This window comes from Paenibacillus lentimorbus NRRL B-30488 (assembly GCF_000411595.1).
Classification (GTDB): domain Bacteria; phylum Bacillota; class Bacilli; order Bacillales; family Bacillaceae; genus Bacillus; species Bacillus velezensis.
In genome coordinates this window covers 84,406-101,146 of record NZ_ANAT01000007.1, presented here as the reverse complement: position 1 = coordinate 101,146, position 16,741 = coordinate 84,406, and the positions used below count along the sequence as shown (strand labels likewise).

At 47.3% G+C, this 16,741-nt stretch carries 16 protein-coding genes, 4 pseudogenes and 1 other annotated feature; of the genes and pseudogenes, 6 read left to right on the top strand and 14 right to left on the bottom strand.

Annotated features, from left to right (window positions below):
* The 3 genes and pseudogenes from D368_RS20025 to D368_RS05840 form a co-directional block, all read right to left on the bottom strand.
* Window positions 1-181: hypothetical protein (locus D368_RS20025; RefSeq protein ID WP_486129233.1), on the bottom strand; the 181-nt coding region annotated here is incomplete at its 3' end.
* Window positions 182-228: 47 nt separating this feature from the next.
* A pseudogene (locus D368_RS20020) lies at window positions 229-279 on the bottom strand (hypothetical protein); the annotation flags it as partial.
* A gap of 169 nt (window positions 280-448) precedes the next feature.
* Entirely contained in the window at window positions 449-1,318 is an 870-nt protein-coding gene (locus D368_RS05840) for a cation diffusion facilitator family transporter (RefSeq protein WP_007408764.1), read from the bottom strand.
* A gap of 222 nt (window positions 1,319-1,540) precedes the next feature.
* Here D368_RS05840 and D368_RS05835 point away from each other — a divergent pair, with 222 nt between their 5' ends.
* From D368_RS05835 to D368_RS05825, 3 genes are all read left to right on the top strand, one after another.
* The gene (locus D368_RS05835; protein WP_017418381.1) at window positions 1,541-2,347 is read left to right on the top strand and encodes a TrmB family transcriptional regulator; all 807 of its coding nucleotides are present in this window, start codon (window positions 1,541-1,543) and stop codon (window positions 2,345-2,347) included.
* Between the two features lie 72 nt (window positions 2,348-2,419).
* Window positions 2,420-3,151 carry an AzlC family ABC transporter permease gene (locus tag D368_RS05830; protein WP_003152395.1) on the top strand — a complete coding sequence of 244 codons (732 nt, stop codon included), beginning with the start codon at window positions 2,420-2,422 and terminating at the stop codon, window positions 3,149-3,151.
* Window positions 3,148-3,471: an AzlD domain-containing protein gene (locus tag D368_RS05825; protein ID WP_003152394.1), complete on the top strand. Its 324-nt coding sequence runs from the start codon at window positions 3,148-3,150 to the stop codon at window positions 3,469-3,471. The genes D368_RS05830 and D368_RS05825 overlap by 4 nt, the downstream gene beginning before the upstream one ends.
* A 40-nt stretch (window positions 3,472-3,511) precedes the next feature.
* Here D368_RS05825 and sr7p read toward each other — a convergent pair whose 3' ends face one another.
* The 3 genes and pseudogenes from sr7p to acsA form a co-directional block, all read right to left on the bottom strand.
* Window positions 3,512-3,631 carry a small protein SR7P gene (gene sr7p / locus D368_RS20015; RefSeq protein WP_377802781.1) on the bottom strand — a complete coding sequence of 40 codons (120 nt, stop codon included), beginning with the start codon at window positions 3,629-3,631 and terminating at the stop codon, window positions 3,512-3,514.
* Window positions 3,632-3,749: 118 nt separating this feature from the next.
* Window positions 3,750-5,013 (bottom strand): annotated as a pseudogene (gene tyrS, locus D368_RS05820) (tyrosine--tRNA ligase).
* A gap of 50 nt (window positions 5,014-5,063) precedes the next feature.
* Window positions 5,064-5,297 (bottom strand) — a binding site (T-box leader).
* A 53-nt stretch (window positions 5,298-5,350) separates the two neighbouring features.
* Complete coding sequence (gene acsA, locus D368_RS05810; RefSeq protein ID WP_014418650.1) at window positions 5,351-7,069, bottom strand: acetate--CoA ligase; 1,719 nt, start codon at window positions 7,067-7,069, stop codon at window positions 5,351-5,353.
* 158 nt (window positions 7,070-7,227) lie between these two features.
* Here acsA and D368_RS05805 point away from each other — a divergent pair, with 158 nt between their 5' ends.
* Genes D368_RS05805 through D368_RS05795 form a run of 3 tightly spaced genes read left to right on the top strand, consistent with a single transcriptional unit; the run spans window position 7,228 to window position 9,692 of the window.
* Window positions 7,228-7,860 carry a GNAT family N-acetyltransferase gene (locus tag D368_RS05805; protein ID WP_070082221.1) on the top strand — a complete coding sequence of 211 codons (633 nt, stop codon included), beginning with the start codon at window positions 7,228-7,230 and terminating at the stop codon, window positions 7,858-7,860.
* Window positions 7,861-7,884: 24 nt separating this feature from the next.
* Window positions 7,885-8,529, top strand: coding sequence for an acetoin utilization AcuB family protein (locus D368_RS05800; protein WP_077722714.1), 645 nt, complete (start codon window positions 7,885-7,887; stop codon window positions 8,527-8,529).
* Window positions 8,526-9,692 carry an acetoin utilization protein AcuC gene (locus D368_RS05795; RefSeq protein ID WP_071391487.1) on the top strand — a complete coding sequence of 389 codons (1,167 nt, stop codon included), beginning with the start codon at window positions 8,526-8,528 and terminating at the stop codon, window positions 9,690-9,692. The genes D368_RS05800 and D368_RS05795 overlap by 4 nt, the downstream gene beginning before the upstream one ends.
* A gap of 8 nt (window positions 9,693-9,700) precedes the next feature.
* Here the strand turns inward: D368_RS05795 and motS are convergent, their stop codons facing one another.
* The 8 genes and pseudogenes from motS to murC form a co-directional block, all read right to left on the bottom strand.
* Window positions 9,701-10,390, bottom strand: coding sequence for a flagellar motor protein MotS (gene motS, locus D368_RS05790; protein ID WP_070082224.1), 690 nt, complete (start codon window positions 10,388-10,390; stop codon window positions 9,701-9,703).
* A pseudogene (gene motP / locus D368_RS05785) lies at window positions 10,380-11,194 on the bottom strand (flagellar motor protein MotP). Before motP ends, motS begins: the two are co-directional and overlap by 11 nt.
* Before the next feature lie 67 nt (window positions 11,195-11,261).
* A pseudogene (ccpA, locus tag D368_RS05780) lies at window positions 11,262-12,265 on the bottom strand (catabolite control protein A).
* A gap of 278 nt (window positions 12,266-12,543) precedes the next feature.
* A complete protein-coding gene (locus D368_RS05775) occupies window positions 12,544-13,620 on the bottom strand; it encodes a bifunctional 3-deoxy-7-phosphoheptulonate synthase/chorismate mutase (RefSeq protein WP_003152383.1) in 1,077 nt (358 codons plus the stop codon).
* Between the two features lie 235 nt (window positions 13,621-13,855).
* Window positions 13,856-14,182, bottom strand: a complete 327-nt coding sequence (gene ytxJ / locus D368_RS05770; RefSeq protein ID WP_017418385.1) for a bacillithiol system redox-active protein YtxJ — start codon at window positions 14,180-14,182, stop codon at window positions 13,856-13,858.
* Window positions 14,183-14,207: 25 nt separating this feature from the next.
* Window positions 14,208-14,621, bottom strand: coding sequence for a YtxH domain-containing protein (locus tag D368_RS05765; protein WP_003152380.1), 414 nt, complete (start codon window positions 14,619-14,621; stop codon window positions 14,208-14,210).
* Window positions 14,599-15,075 (bottom strand): DUF948 domain-containing protein, encoded by a 477-nt coding sequence (locus D368_RS05760; protein WP_486129232.1) that lies wholly within the window; start codon window positions 15,073-15,075, stop codon window positions 14,599-14,601. The genes D368_RS05765 and D368_RS05760 overlap by 23 nt, the downstream gene beginning before the upstream one ends.
* A gap of 158 nt (window positions 15,076-15,233) precedes the next feature.
* The gene (murC, locus tag D368_RS05755) at window positions 15,234-16,532 is read right to left on the bottom strand and encodes a UDP-N-acetylmuramate--L-alanine ligase (RefSeq protein WP_032873626.1); all 1,299 of its coding nucleotides are present in this window, start codon (window positions 16,530-16,532) and stop codon (window positions 15,234-15,236) included.
* Between the last annotated feature and the right edge of the window lie 209 nt (window positions 16,533-16,741).

Below are 16,741 nucleotides of genomic sequence, written 5' to 3'. Positions count from 1 at the left end.
ATGGCTCCGTCTTCTGCTGCGGGAGCGGTGTGTCCGGTGATGGCTCCGTCTTCTGCTGCGGGAGCGGTGTGTCCGGTGATGGCTCCGTCTTCTGCTGCGGGAGCGGTGTGTCCGGTGATGACTCCGTCTTCTGCTGCGGGAACGGTGTGTCCGTTTTCTGCTGCGGGAACGGCCCGAACATTTTTTGGAAACCGGTTCTTGGTATAAATACTCCCCTAAACCTTCTCTTTCCGCAACGGCAACTCCATGTTCAATTTCTTTAACAGAAATAGCGTTCAATTCTGTTCACCTCCCTTTTCTTTACAACATAACGTATGAAATGTACCCCTCACGTGTATAAGCTTCTCTCTCATATGAGCGAGAAATGGACATTTATACAACAAAAGACCCGTGGGAACGGGCCTTTTGCAGGCATTTTGCCGGGAACAAACGCAAACATAAGATCGATTTATTTCTTCCTCTCGCTCTCCGGCTCGGGGTGAATCATTACCTGTGCTTGTTTGAATTCATTCGTAATATCTCTTTCAATGCGGTCACACAGGTCGTGCACGTCTTTAATCGTCACGTGAGAGGCTACGACCAGGTGAAAATCAATATACTCTTGCGGGCCGGAGCGTCTTGTACGAAAATCGTGAATTTCAATAAATTCCTGTTGAAATGTTTCGATAATCTTTAAAATTGTTTTTTCTTCCTCTTCCGACAAACGGGTATCAATCAGCGGCGGGAATGCTTCTTTCATTAATTTAAACGCTTCATATATGATATACACCGCCAGCACCATACCTATAATGGGATCAAGTATGTACCACTCCGTTAAGGTAACGACCAAAAGGCTTGCCGCTACGCCTAATGATGTGTACACGTCAGTCAGTAAATGCAGGGCATTTGATTTCATTGCCACGGAATTAACCTTTTCGGCTTCTCTTTTTACGAACTTCGAAACGATCAAATTAATGAGAGCCCCCGCAAGCATCACAACAATTCCCAATACGGGCAGATGAACCGGCGCCGGGTTCACCAGTTTTTGAACGCATTCATATATCATCCAAATCCCTGCCGCAAAAATCAGAATCGTCTCGATGGTCCCCGACAGATTCTCGACTTTTCCATGACCGTACGGATGCCCTGTATCAGCCGGCTTTTTTGAAATCCTGACGGAGATAAAGGCGATGAAGGCGGCAATCAAATCTAAAAAAGAATGAATGGCTTCAGAAAGTATCGCGACAGATCCGGTTATGATCCCCACCACTATTTTGAGCATGACGACCAGGGAATTGCTTATAACCGATAAAAAAGCGATTTTAGAGGTGTTTTCCACCGTGATCCTCCTCTTTTTGACTTCTTGTATTTATCGTATCAAACGGCATTCGTGTGGGTCTACGACAACGTTTTTCACAAAAGCCATACATGTAACTCACCATAAACTAAGTTGGAAAGCGACAAAACAGGCAAACCTTTCTTTCAGCACTCAAGTCCCATTGACAAGATATAACCGCTTACATTATAGTAGTTTCATGAATAACCACTACGGAGGATGTTTATGGACGATGTTCTGAAAGAATTACAGAAGTTTGGATTTTCTCAATATGAATGTAAAGCATATATCGGCTTGTTGAAACACTCGCCTGTTACCGGATATGAAATCAGCAAAAGGTCAGGCGTCCCCCGCTCAATGATCTATGAGGTATTGGGGAAATTAGTTGATAAAGGCGCTGTCCATATTGTACCGTCTGATCCGGTTACATATGCCCCGCTGGCCGGAAAGGAATTAATCGACCGGCTCCGGCACGATTTCGAGAACTCATTCGGCTACCTTGAGGAAAAGTTATTGGCGCTGGAAAGCGAGCAGGAGATGAATGTCATCCGCCGCATCAGCACGAATGATCATGTCATCAATGAGATGAAGGATATGATTGAAAAAGCCGAGGAAGAGTTGTGGCTGTCTGTCTGGGAACAGCAGATTCCCTTTATTCAAGAAGCCGCTAATAAACGCGCCGCCGAACAATTGCCCGTCTTTTCGATTGTGTTCGGTCCTCCGGAAGTGAAGCTCGGAAATACGACAAATCATAATATGTCTCCTGAAGTGGCGGAGAAACGGATGGGCGGAAGATTAACGATAGCTGCCCGAGATAATAAAGAAGTCTTAATCGCCAATTTTTCTCCGCAGACGAATGCCTGGGCCATTAAATCAGAAGATCCCGCTCTCGTTCTCGTGGCCATGGAATATATGAGGCACGATCTGATGTTCGCAGAGCTTGTGAAAGAAGTCGGGGCTGAAAAAGTTGAAGGCCTGATGAAACAAAACCATTCGTTATTTCATGTCGTCACCGGAAATCGGTTCATATAAATGTGAACCGTATTTTCTTTGATTTTTTCATTAGTCGTTATCATTATAATCTCTATGAAAGGAGTTTAAAAAATGATTAACACAGAAGTGCAAAAAACCGCCGTTTCCCGGGAAATGAACGATACGTTTTTACAGGGGGTGCGGGATTGTGTGCCTACGCTGCTGGGCTATATGAGCATCGGTTTTGCTTTCGGCATCGTCGGCGTTGCCTCTCATCTAAGCATTCTTGAAATCTGTTTGTTATCTTTGTGTGTCTATGCCGGCGCCGCCCAATTTATTATTTGCTCGCTCCTTGTTTCCGGGAGTCCGATTTCCGCCATTATTTTAACGACGTTTATCGTCAATCTGCGGCACCTTCTGCTGAGCCTGACCATCGCGCCGTATTTCACGAAATACTCTCTGGCAAAAAATATCGGCTTCGGGGCTCTGCTTACTGACGAATCTTTCGGGGTAGCGGTGAACAAAGCGGCTCAAAACGGCAGGTTATACGATAAGTGGATGAACGGCCTCAATATAACCGCTTACATGTGCTGGGTTATTTCCTGCGTGATGGGCGGGCTTCTCGGGCAATGGATATCTGATCCTTACGCGCTCGGCCTGGACTTTGCTTTGCCCGCTATGTTCGCGGCGCTGCTTGTGCTGCAATTGCAGTCATCCGCTTCGGAAAAGCTGAAGCACAGCCTCTCCTTAATTCTCTATATGATCATTTTTATGGTCTTGTTATCGTATTTCGTCCCGTCACACATCGCGGTCATCGTCTCAACCGTGATTGTGGCAACGATCGGGGTGGTGACGGACAAATGAGCATCAGCACACAAATGATCTGGATTATACTCGGCTGCATGATTGTTACACTTGTGCCGCGCATTGTTCCGTTTATATTTGTCCGGAACATTCAGATGCCTGAATTGGCTTTAAAATGGCTCTCCTTTATTCCGCTTTGCATTTTGACGGCTCTGGTAACGGAAAGCATGATTGTGAAAACAAACAGCGCTTTGACCTTTGATTGGAAAGCAATGATCGTTCTCATCCCGACATTGCTTTGTGCGATGCTGACAAAAAGCTTATCCATCACGGTCATCACAGGAGTCGTGCTGATGGCCGCCGTCAGACTGATATGGTGACAATCAAAAGCCTCCATTCCGCAGAATGGAGGCTTTACCTTTATGATGTCGGATTTTCTTCTTCCATCTCTGATTCCTCGGCTTCGGCGTTTATGCTTTGCTGCTGTTCCCAATGATCCCGCTGCAATCTTTCTTTGGCGATGGTAAACATGAAATTCACGGCGCAGCACCCCTTCCCTGTTTTGCTTATACTATGTACTGTACTCATTTCCCCGTGCAGTATTCACAAAACATAAAAAAGCAGCCTGCCGCATGGAGCGGCCGGACTGCTTTTATTTTCAGTACGTGATCAGGAAGTATTTTTCTTTCCGCGGCGCAGTACGGTAAATTGATCTTCAATGCGGTCTTCCGCAGTCAGAAGATGCCCGATGTCCGTCTGGCGCTCGCCGTTAATGTAAACAGCTCCGTTTTGAATGTCTTCGCGGGCCTGCCGTTTTGAAGGCGACAATTTAGATTCCACTAGCACGTCTACTAAAGACAGTTCTTCAGAGCGGTCTTTTTCAAACGAAGGTACATCTTTGAATCCTACCTTGACGTCTTGAGCGGAAAGCTCTTTAATATTGCCGCTGAACAGCGCCTGGGAGATATGAACGGCCTGCTCAAGCGCTTCGCGGCCGTGTACAAGAACCGTCACCTCTTCAGCGAGACGTTTCTGCGCTTCTCTTTTCTCAGGAGCCGTCTCCGTTTTTTCAGCATAAGCTTCAATTTCCTCTTTTGACAAGAAAGTAAAGTATTTTAAGTATTTGACGACGTCGCGGTCATCTGTATTGATCCAGAACTGGTAGAATTCGTACGGCGATGTTTTTCTTTATCAAGCCAAATGGCGCCGCCTTCCGTTTTGCCGAATTTCGTGCCGTCAGCTTTTGTGACGAGCGGAATGGTAAGACCGAAAGCTTTCGCCCCTTCTTCTTCTGATTTTCTGATCAGTTCAAGACCGGCCGTGATGTTGCCCCACTGGTCACTGCCTCCGATTTGGAGTTTGCAGTTCTTTTCTCTGTACAGATTCAGAAAATCGTAGGATTGCAGGATCATGTAGCTGAATTCCGTGTAAGAAATTCCGGTTTCAATTCTTGAGCTTACAGTATCTTTCGCAAGCATGTAGTTAATTCCGAAGTTCTTTCCGACGTCGCGGAGAAATTCAATGATGCTCAGCTTTCCGATCCAATCAAAGTTGTTCGCTATGACAGCGGGGTTTTCTCCGGCTTCGAAATCTAAAAATCGGGAAAGCTGATTTTTAATTTTTTGCGACCATTCGACAACGATATCCTGAGTATTTAACGTACGCTCCGCTTTTTTGCCGCTCGGATCGCCGATCAGTCCCGTCGCTCCGCCTACAAGCGCAATCGGATGGTGGCCTGCAAGCTGGAAACGGCGCAGTGTCAATATCGGCAGAAGGTGTCCGATGTGCAGGCTGTCAGCCGTCGGGTCAAACCCTGAGTATAAACGGATTTTTTCTTCGTTCAGCTGTTTATTCAGTCCTTCTTCATCCGTCATTTGCTGGATTAAGCCGCGGAATGATAAATCCTCTAATAAGTTAGTCATTTTGTCTGCTCCTTTGTTTATGAAAATAAAAAACGCCCCTTCGTTTAAAACGAAGGGACGATATAATCGCGGTACCACCCTACTAATAAAAAGCATAAAAAAGCTTTTATCACTCTTTTTGATAACGGACCGTGTCCGTTCTTTCACTACTGAAAGCCTTGGAATGGCTTTGTTCGCAAAAGCGGTTCATGAGTGTATTCGGCATATCTTATGTGCTGATTTTCACCGGCCATCAGCTCTCTGGAACAATCAGATATCCTACTTGTCTCAATCAAAACCTTTTCGTATGAAGCTTACTCATTTTTAACATAAATAAGATACGATGTCAACGCCGTCTTTAATCTTCCATTGTGGACAGGTCGCCTGCCGGCAGGTTCAGCTCCCACGCCTTCAGCACACGTCTCATGATTTTTCCGCTCCGTGTTTTCGGAAGTTTATCTTTGAATTCAATTTCCCGCGGTGCGGCATGCGCGGCAAGCCCCTGTTTTACAAAGAGGCGAATGTCCTCCTTCAGCTGATCGGATGGCTCATGCCCTTCTCTGAGCGCGATAAACGCTTTAATAATTTCTCCCCGGACAGGGTCCGGCTTTCCGATGACCCCGGCTTCGGCAATCGCCGGATGTTCAACAAGTTTGCTTTCGACTTCAAACGGGCCGACGCGCTCGCCGGATGTCATGATGACATCATCGACTCTGCCTTGGAACCAGAAATAACCGTCTTCATCCATATAAGCAGAATCTCCGGAAACATACCAGCCGCCCGGCATGAAATAAGAATCATATTTCTCTTTGTTGTTCCAAATGGAATCCATCATCGACGGCCAGCCCTTTTTAATGGCGAGATTTCCCATCCGGTACGGCGGAAGCTCATTTCCCTGATTGTCAACGATCGCCGCTTCCACTCCCGGAATCGGTTTCCCCATTGAACCCGGCTTGATCTCCATGCAAGGATAATTGCAGATGAGCTGTCCGCCCGTTTCTGTCATCCACCACGTGTCGTGGATGCGCTTGCCGAATACTTTATGTCCCCACTTGATGACCTCGGGGTTCAGAGGTTCTCCGACACTCAGGACGTGACGGAGTGAAGTAAGGTCAAATTTGGATGCCATTTCATCTCCGGCGCCCATAAGCATTCTGAAAGCCGTCGGAGCGCTGTACCAGACGCTGACACCGAGCTTCTCAATCGTGCCGTACCAGTTTTCCGGACTGAATCTGCCGCCAACGATCACGTTCGCCGCTCCGTTCAGCCAGGGCGCAAATATCCCGTACACCGTCCCGGTCACCCAGCCCGGGTCCGCAGTGCACCAGTAAATATCGTCTTCTTTAAGATCAAGCACCCACTTGCCGGTCTGGTATTGCTGAATCATGGCTTCATGAACATGGAGCACACCTTTGGGCGTTCCGGTAGATCCTGATGTGTAGTGAAGCAGGTAGCCGTCTCTTCTGTCCATCCATTCAATATCAAGTCTCGTGCTTTCTCCCTCAGCCGCTTTATCATAATGGATGATTTTATCTCCCGCTTCTTTGCTGCCGCCGACAATGAAAATATGCTCGAGGTCAGGCAGGCTGTCCGCCGGAATCCGTTCGGCCAGTTCAGGTGTCGTCACGACAACCTTTGCCTGGCTGTTCAACAGGCGGTCTTTGACGGCGCCTTCCATAAACGCTTCAAATAAAGGGCCGGCGATCGCACCGATTTTAATTGCGCCGAGCATGATAAAGTAAAGCTCCGGCGAACGCGGCATGAAAATAAAAACGCGGTCCCCTTTTTCCACGTTTCCATACCGTCTCAGTACATTTCCCGCCCGGTTCGATTCCTCCATCATTTCTTTAAATGTATATTTTTCATCCCGGTTTGCGTCCTTGTAATACAGCGCTACTTTGTTTTTTCGAAATGATTCGGCATGACGGTCAATCGCTTCGTACGCCGCATTCAGCTTCCCCGTCTGATGCCAGGAAAACTCCGCTTCGACCTCTTTCCAATCGAAGCTGCGGTACGTTTCCTCATAATTTCGCAGATGATAATTCCCCTTTTCCGCCGGCAACGCTTTCAAATTCATGCAACATCCCCCTTTGCTTATCTATAGACTAATTATAGTAGATGTTCACAGTTTTCTCAATTTTTAAAATATAAATTACAACACTATTGAAAACGCTTTATATTTTGTTATGCTTAAGAGAGATGTGTTTTTATTAAGAACCGACAGGCGGTGAATCAGTGAAACATCATAAAACGTACCATTCTTCATCAATTCAGACAGCAGCCGGCCCTCTATTGGTAGAAGGGCCCGTTCCTCCAGAGGACCTAGCACAGTATGAGTTTCATGAAGGTCTGACAGCCTTTCGCCTTCCTCATCTACAGCACAAAGCGTTAATCGAGATCGCCGGGCTTCCTGAAGGTCGGATCATTATCGCCAGGGACGGACAGACGATTATCGGCTATGTGACGTATTTATATCCTGATCCGCTTGAACGGTGGTCTGACGGAAATATGGAAGACCTCCTTGAACTCGGTGCGATCGAGGTCGCTCCCGGCTACAGGGGCTGTTCTGTCGGAAAAACGTTGCTGACAGTCAGCATGATGGATGAACAGATGGAACGGTACATCATCATGACGACGGAATATTACTGGCATTGGGATTTAAAAGGAATGGAAAAAGATGTGTGGGAATACAGAAAGATCATGGAAAAGATGATGAATGCCGGGGGTCTTGTCTGGTTTGCAACGGATGAACCGGAAATCAGCTCTCATCCGGCCAATTGTCTGATGGCCCGCATCGGCAGGCACGTCAGTCAGGAGTCAATTGAACAGTTCGACAGGCTTCGTTTTTATCAGCGATTTATGTATTGACTGACATACAAAGGGGATAAAAAGATGATTGCAGAACAAATCATGAAACGGGACGTCATCACCGTCTCAAAACACGACTCCATTGAAACAGCCGTCCGGAAAATGAAGGTATATCATATCCGCCATCTCCCTGTCATCGACGACGAGCTGCACGTCACCGGTATTGTCACAGACAGAGACATTAAACAGGCCGGCCCCGGCAGCTTTGAACAAAAGGAACGCGGCGCGTTTCTGACAAACAAAGTGGAGACCATTATGAAGCGGGATGTCATCTGCGCCCATCCGCTTGACTTTGTGGAAGAAATATCCGCCTCCTTTTATGAGCACGGCATCGGCTGTCTGCCGATTACGGTAAACCATAAGCTGACGGGCATTTTAACGAAAACCGACGTGCTCCGGACTTTCGTCAGCCTGACAGGCGCGGCCCAGCCGGGATCCCAGGTGGAAATCCTGGTGACGGATATGACAAAAAGCCTTGCTGATCTCAGCTGCATGTGCCGTGATCTTCAGCTTCAAATCCTGAGTGTGCTCGTCTATCCCCATGATTCCGCCGGGTCGAACATTCTCGTCTTCCGGGTGAAGACGATGAATCCGCTCCCTTTTATCCGTGCCGTTCATGAAGCCGGATACAATGTCTTATGGCCGAAGCATTTGAGGGATCAGCCATGAAAGACAGCGTTTTTGTTTACTCGCCTTCTTATCAGACGTATCAATTTCATCAGGATCATCCGTTCAATCAGCAGCGCGTGCTTTTAACATACGATCTGCTTCAGGCGGCGGACGCGTTTGACGAAGGAGACATCGTCATTCCGCGCACGGCCTCTAAAGAAGAGCTGGCTCTCGTTCATACAGAGGATTATATACAGGCGGTGGAACTTGCGGGTGCGGGCCGGCTCCCTGCCGCAGAAGGAGAAAGCTACGGTCTCGGAACGGAAGACACCCCCGTTTTTGCCGGCATGCATGAAGCTGCGTCGCTTCTGGTGGGCGGCACCTTAACGGCGGCTGATTACGTCATGACGGGACAAGCCAGGCACGCCTGCAATTTAGGAGGCGGCCTTCACCACGGCTTCCGCGGCAGGGCGTCAGGCTTTTGTATCTATAATGACAGCGCCGTGGCCATCCAATACATCCAGAAGAACTACGGGGCAAAAGTGTTATACATTGATACAGACGCCCACCACGGCGACGGCGTTCAATTTACGTTTTACGACAGGTCTGATGTCTGCACTGTTTCTTTTCACGAGACCGGGCGTTATTTATTTCCCGGGACGGGGCAGGTACTGGAAAAAGGAAGCGGGCAAGGCTACGGCTATTCTTTTAACATTCCGCTGGACGCTTTCACAGAGGACGATTCCTTTCTCCACGCTTACAAAACGGCCGCCTCAGAAATCGCGGCTTTTTTTAAGCCGGATGTCATACTTACCCAAAACGGTGCGGACGCCCATTATTACGACCCGTTGACACACCTGTCCAATACAATCTCCATTTATCAGGAGATCCCGCGGCTCGCTCATTCATTAGCCCATCAATATTGCAGCGGCAGATGGATCGCGGTCGGCGGCGGCGGATACGATATTTGGAGAGTCGTCCCGAGAGCATGGAGCCGCATTTGGCTTGAGATGAAAGGGATTGATCCCGGGGAGCGCATACCGCAGAAATGGATTGATAAATGGCAGAAGCACTCCCCCTGCACGTTGCCCGCTTTTTGGAGTGATCCTGAACAATTATATCCTCCGATTCCCCGCAAAGAAGAAATTTCAGAAAAAAATGCCCAAACCGTGGAAAAAGCACTTTTTGCCATCCGGTCTGAGCAACGGTATAAAACAAAATAAAAACGACCTTATGAGGAGGTCGTTTTTTTGATCACAATTTCTACACGGCGGTTTTCTTTCATATGTCCGGGACTTTTGTTGTCCTTCACAGGTTTCGTATCCGCATACCCGGCAGAGATAAACCGTTTGGCGGAAAAGTCTTCATTCGCGGTAAAATACCGGATCACACTCGCCGCTCTTGCAGAAGACAGCTCCCAGTTCGATGGGAATTGATAGGTGGAAATCCGGCGGCTGTCCGTATGGCCCTCTACCTGTATGTCATTCGGAATTGTTTTTAAAAGCACCGCGATCTGATGCAGAACCGGCTCGGCGTTTTTCAGCACATCCGCTTTTCCCGTCTGAAACAGAACGGCCTCCTGCAGCACAAGAACCACTCCGCGCTCATCGCGCTTCGCCGTCAATTTGGAACTCAAATGATGCGCTTTTATGTATGTCTTCACGTTTTGTAACAGCAAATCCTGTTCTTTATTTTCGTTTGCTTTGTCTGATGACGCCGGTTCACCCCCGCCGCCGTTTGTATGAATCGATGAAACGGCAGATTGAAATTTTTCCGCGTCTATTTGCGACATCGAAAAAAGCAAGATAAAGAACACGAGAATGAGCGTGATCAAGTCAGCGAACGTCACCATCCATCTCGGTGAACCGCCGGAATGTTCCGGTTTGTTTCTTCTTTCAAAACGCTCTTTTCTAAGCTTCATGGACAGCGCCCTTTTTCTTGTTCGCAGGCTGTCCTTTACGCCAGTCTTCTCTTGAGCTGAAGACGACGAGCTGACTTTCGAGGTTGCGGGGATTTTTGCCCGATTGGATGCCGACAACCCCTTCGATCATGACCTGTTTGATGAAAATTTCACTTTCCGTTTTTCTTCAAGCTTTGCCGCGATTGGGATAAACACCAAATTGGCAAGCAGCGCTCCGTACAGCGTCGTCAATAGCGCAACGGCCATGTTCGGTCCGAGGGTATGCGGATCATTTAAGTTTTTGAGCATGAGAACGAGTCCGACGAGCGTCCCGATCATTCCCCAGGCGGGTGCGAAATCACCGGCTTTTTCAAAAACGCGTCTTCCTTTTCTGTGTCTTTCTTCCATTGCGGCGATCTCAGAATCCATCACCAGCCGGATCGTTTCCTCGTCCCAGCCGTCAATCGCAAGCAAAAGCCCTTTTTTTAAAAACGGATCCTTGATCTCCCGCGCCTGATCATCCAGAGACAGCAGCCCCTGCCTGCGCGCCTGCTCCGAAAGGCTGACAAATACTCTGACAAGCTCTTTCACATTGTCATCCTGACGGGAGAATACCTGTTTCAGAACAGAAGGGGTTTTCTTTAAATCCCTCGGCGGAAAGCTGATAAAAATCGCCGCAGCAAGGCCGCCAGTGACGATTAAAAAAGAAGTCAGATCCAAAAATGAACTGATTCCCGCCAGTCCCGTCCCTGACAGAATACCGATTGCGACGATAATACAGCCTAACATAAAGCCAACGGGCGTCAGATAATCAAAACGTTTCATATCTTCTCCTTACTCAAGTAAAAAAGCAAGATTCCACCCCTCAGAGTGAAGCTTGCTTTTCCGTTTTTTATGACTTGGTTGATTGTCTTAATTCGATGCGGTGAGGCAATTCGACGATATGCTCTTCAACCGGCTCTTTGTTCATCAGTTTTGTCAAAAGTCTCATCGCCACGGCGCCGATGTCGTACGTAGGCTGCACGACTGTTGAAAGCTGAGGGCGGACCATCAGGCTCAATCTCGTATTGTCAAAACCGATAATATCAAGATCATCAGGTATCGAAAGACCTTGATCTTGGGCCGCATGGATAATGCCTAGGGCCATTTCATCCGTCGCAGAAAGAATCGCCGTCGGTTTCCGGTCAAGGCCCATCAAGCTTTGAAGCGCCTCCATACCGGAATCATACGTGTAATCGCCTTCCGCTACGAATTGCTCGTTAAACGGAATCGCCGCTTCTTCAAGCGCCCGTTTGTACCCTTGCAGTTTTTTCGAACGGTTGATCGGCTCTTGCATCGGTCCGGAGACGAAAGCAATATCACGATGCCCTTTATCAATGAAAAGCTTAACGGCATCATAAATCGCCTGTTCATAATCAATGGCGACAGAAGGCGTCTCGCCCTGTTCTTCCACTGATGCCGCCAAGACGATCGGCACAGGAGAGCGCTTAAATTCTTCGACATGCTCGTCCGTAATGTTGCCGCCCATAAATACGATACCGTCCACTTGTTTGCCGAGCATCGTATTTAACAGATGCAGTTCTTTCTCAAGATTTTGATCCGAGTTGCTTAAAATAATATTATATTTGTACATCGTCGCGATATCTTCAATTCCACGCGCAAGTTCCGAGTAGAAAATGCTTGAGATATCAGGGATGATGACGCCGACCGTTGTCGTTTTTTGCTTGCAAGCCCTCTTGCCACCGCGTTCGGACGGTAGCCGAGCCGGTCAATGGCTTCCAATACTTTTTTTCTGGTCGTCGGTTTTACATTCGGGTTGCCGTTCACGACGCGGGAAACAGTCGCCATACTGACATTTGCTTCTCTGGCCACATCGTATATCGTAATGTTGCTCACTGAAACCACTCCTTTTACTGGATACACTTATCCTTATCTATAGCATAAACACTTTATGTAAAGAAATGTCGTACGATTTCGCATTCTGTCGTTTATGATTGTAAGCGTAAGTCAGTAGTGTACATTATTTTTCATTATTCATCAAATTTAAATATCTCTCATGAAATTATACACGTTTTTCCCAGTGATGAAAACGTTCACTTTCATTTTATAATTAAATAAAATGAAGATACGAAAAAAAGCCGCGCGAGGCGGCCTTTAAAGAGCGGAACATTGTATTATGCTTTTACTTTCAGCATCGGCTTTAATTCGTTCAGCCATTTCTCGAATTCAGGGATATCCATCTGCTGCGCAGAGTCTGAAAGGGCAACGGAAGGATCAGGGTGAACTTCGGCCATCACGCCGTCAGCGCCGATCGCAAGCGCCGCTTTTGCTGTCGGAAGCAGGAGATCGCGGCGGCCTGTTGAGTGTGTGACGTCAACAAACACCGGCAAGTGAGTTTCCTGTTTCAAAATCGGCACGGCAGAGATGTCGAGCGTGTTTCTCGTTGCCGTTTCGTACGTCCTGATTCCGCGCTCACAAAGAATGATTTGGTCGTTTCCTTGTGACATGATGTATTCAGCTGCATTGATGAACTCTGAAATTGTTGCGGCAAGACCGCGTTTTAACAATACCGGCTTTTTAACGGAGCCGGCGGCTTTCAGCAATTCAAAGTTTTGCATGTTCCGCGCGCCGATCTGAATGACGTCAATGTAATCAATCGCTTGCTCAATGTGTGCGGGCGTTACGATTTCACTGATCACCGCGAGGTCATATTCATCAGCGACGCGTTTAAGAATTTGCAGGCCTTCTACGCCGAGACCTTGGAAATCATACGGACTTGTGCGGGGTTTAAACGCGCCCCCGCGCAGGATTTTAATGCCTTGTTTTTTCGCGGCGGCCGCGACTTCGGCAACCTGCTCATAGCTTTCTACGGCACAAGGTCCGACGATGAATCTCTGATCGCCGTCACCGATTTTTTCGCCTTTAATGTCAACGATCGTATCTTCTGCTTTTTTCTTCCGGGAGACGAGCAACGCTTTGCTGTGATCCTCTTCTTGAAGTTCAAGTCCGGCTTTGAAAATTTCTTTGAAAATATGCTGGATCGTTGAGTTTTCAAATGGGCCGTCATTGCTTTCAATAATGCGGTTAAGCATTGTACGCTCTCTGACAGGGTCAAATCGGTTGACACCCTGTGCTTCCTTTGCTTTACCGATTTCTTTTACAACGGCTCCGCGTTCATTGATTAATTTAAGGATTTCTAAGTTTAGTGCGTCTGCCTGCTGTCTTAGGCTCTCTAATTCCTTGTTGCTCATCTTTTTCATCCCTTCTATGCTATGTTTTATTTTAATGGTTAACATGCATCTTACTACAGTTATGCGAAAATAGGAATATGAAATAATAAATTTTTTCACATTCGACTTTATCACCAAAACGCTTTTAAGCTTTTATGCGTTGAAGCGGTATATATTGATATCCTACATGATCCGGCTGAAATGATCAATAGTTTTTTTCAAAAAAAAACCGCCGGTATCAACCGGCGGCCAGCAATTATGAAAGGTGCTGCTCTATTGCGTTTTTTGTGATTTGTGAATGAGACGCGTGCCATTTCACTTCGCCGTTTGTAATGACGAATACTTGCGGGCTTTCATGTTTCACGCCGTATGTCTCGGCGATATAGTTTGAAAGCGGCCGGCTGTCCTGCACATGCAGGTAATAAGAAGGTACTTCTGAATGCTCCGATGCAAAGGCGTCAAACTCCTGAAACGCGGCTTGGCTGATCGGGCAGGTTGTGCTGTGTTTTAAAAACACGAGCGTGTTTTCTTTCTCAGCGGCATTTTTGAACTCTTCTTCAGACGATATCAGCTGTTTTGTCATGTCGGTTATCTCTCCTTATTGAAGATCAGCGATTTGCCTGACCGGCTTTTTCCCCTGCGTCTTCCGCTTCGGCCTTGATGCTTTGGGCCGTGTCCTGCATTTCGCTTCTCGTCTCTTCGGCTTTCTCGGTTAGTGTGCTCTTAGAACGGTCTTTTAAATCCTTCACTTTATTCATAATCTGGCCTGACTGATCAGCTACCAGCTGGGTGATATTAGATGTTTTGTCCTTGGCGATGCTGACATATTGAGAGCCTTTTTCTTTCGCGTCGGCCGTCATTCTGTCCGTCTTATCCTTTAACGCAGAAGCCTGACTGCCGAGATCGTCGCGCAGCTCCTTACCTGATTTAGGCGCCAGAAACAACGCCGTTGTCGCGCCGATAATTCCCCCGATCAGCGTTCCGATTAAAAAATCCTTACTATTGATTCCATCTTTGCTCATTATGATTCCTCCTTAGTGGATTTTTCTTATGATTAAAGCGATGTTTTTTCTTTTGCTTCCACTTGTCCCATATTTCCATAGCGGCCTGGCTCCAGGTGACAACCTGACTGATCTTATCCTGATTCTCTCTTACAGAGGCCGTAACGGAACCTGCTGCCTGCTTTATGGATGTATTAAACTGCTGGACGGAAGTTCCCACTTCCTGGACAGCATGGACAACCGTATTTAATTTCTCTGATTTTTCCTGAATGTCTTCCGCGAGACGGTTTGTCTTATGTAACAGCTCGGCTGTCTCTGCGGTAATGCCTTTCATCTGCCCTTCAAGGCCGTCTAAAGTCGAGGCTACGTTTGTTAAAGTCATCTGCACGGACTTTAATGTTTTGGACAGATAGATGACGAGGATGAGAAATGCAACGGCAATGAGTGCGACGCTTAAGTAAAGAATGATGATCATCTAATACCTCCTTATAATGCAGGATATAGTGGTATATACCCAATTCTCAAAATGATAAACATATATGAAAGGTCTGTATGTATACTATTTCTCCGTTTATCGGTAAATCCCTTTTGCAGCACGCGCAAAAAAGCAGTGAGAGCCCCACTGCTTTTTTGTTACGCTATGACGTTTTCATAGGCTCTCATATATTTTTGAATGTCTCCGGCACCCATGAAGATCAGCACTGCGCCTTCATGCGCTTTTAACACGGATGTGTCATTTTCTTCAATGAGTTCTGCGTTATCGATTTTTTCCTGAAGATCCGTGATCGTGAGCTTGCCGACGTTCTCGCGGGCAGAGCCGAAAATGTCGCACAGATACACGCGGTCGGCCGCGCTTAAGCTTTCTGCGAATTCATCCAGGAATGATTGCGTCCGTGTAAACGTATGCGGCTGAAATACCGCGATGATTTCACGTTCGGGATATTTTTGGCGCGCCGCCTCAATCGTGACTTTGATTTCAGTCGGATGGTGGGCGTAGTCGTCGATCAGTACCTGGCTGCCGATCACTTTTTCATTGAATCTGCGTTTGACGCCGCCGAATGATTCAAGTCCGAGCTTAATCATGTTCACGTCTATCTCTTCATAGTGGCAGAGCGCAATGACCGCTAAGGAATTGAGGACATTGTGATGGCCGTATGCCGGGATGTAGAACGTATCGTAAAACGTATTGCGGACAAAGACGTCAAATGTCGTGCCTTCCGTATTTTTTACGATGTTTCTCGCTTGAAAATCGTTTTCTTCTCCCGTGCCGTAATAAACGACAGGCACATTGGCGTGAATTTTCGGCAGGTACTCGTCATCACCGCAGGCAATGATGCCTTTGTTGACTTGAAGCGCCATGTTTTGGAAAGCATCAAACACATCGTCAATGTTGGCGAAATAATCAGGGTGGTCAAAATCAATATTCGTCATAATCGCATAATCAGGCTGATAGCTTAAGAAATGACGGCGGTACTCGCAAGCTTCAAATACAAAGTATTCGCTGCTTTCATTTCCTCTGCCCGTCCCGTCTCCGATAAGAAACGAAGTCGGCTTCGCCTGCTGCATCACGTGTGCCAAGAGGCCCGTTGTGGACGTCTTGCCGTGTGCGCCCGTTACCGCGACACTTGTGTATTTTTTCATATATTCAGCTAAAAATTTATGATATCTGATGACAGGAATCCCTTCAGCGAGCGCCTTTGCGATTTCCGGATGAGAATCAGGAAATGCGTTTCCGGCGATGACCGTTAAGCCGGGTTTGATGTTATCGGCGCTGAACGGATAGATCGGGATATTTCTTTTTTCAAGGGCAGCCTGAGTGAAAATCTGCTTCTCGATATCCGATCCCTGCACCTGATACCCTGTATCATGCAGGATTTGAGCAAGCGGGCTCATACCTGTCCCTTTTATTCCAACAAAATGATAAACAGTCATAATCGTACCTCCAACAAACGTCTATCTGTTCCCCAGTATATGACGCTCATTTCATTTTGCGACCGCAGCGGGCGAAAAGCCCGCACAGCGGCGCTTCCATTTATTTTTACGTTATCGTCAGTATCTGTAACTTTCTTTTTGATTAAACCTGCCGCATGATATTTCAGCGCGTGACAGTGATGCAGTTTTGATGGTCCATCCACTATCAT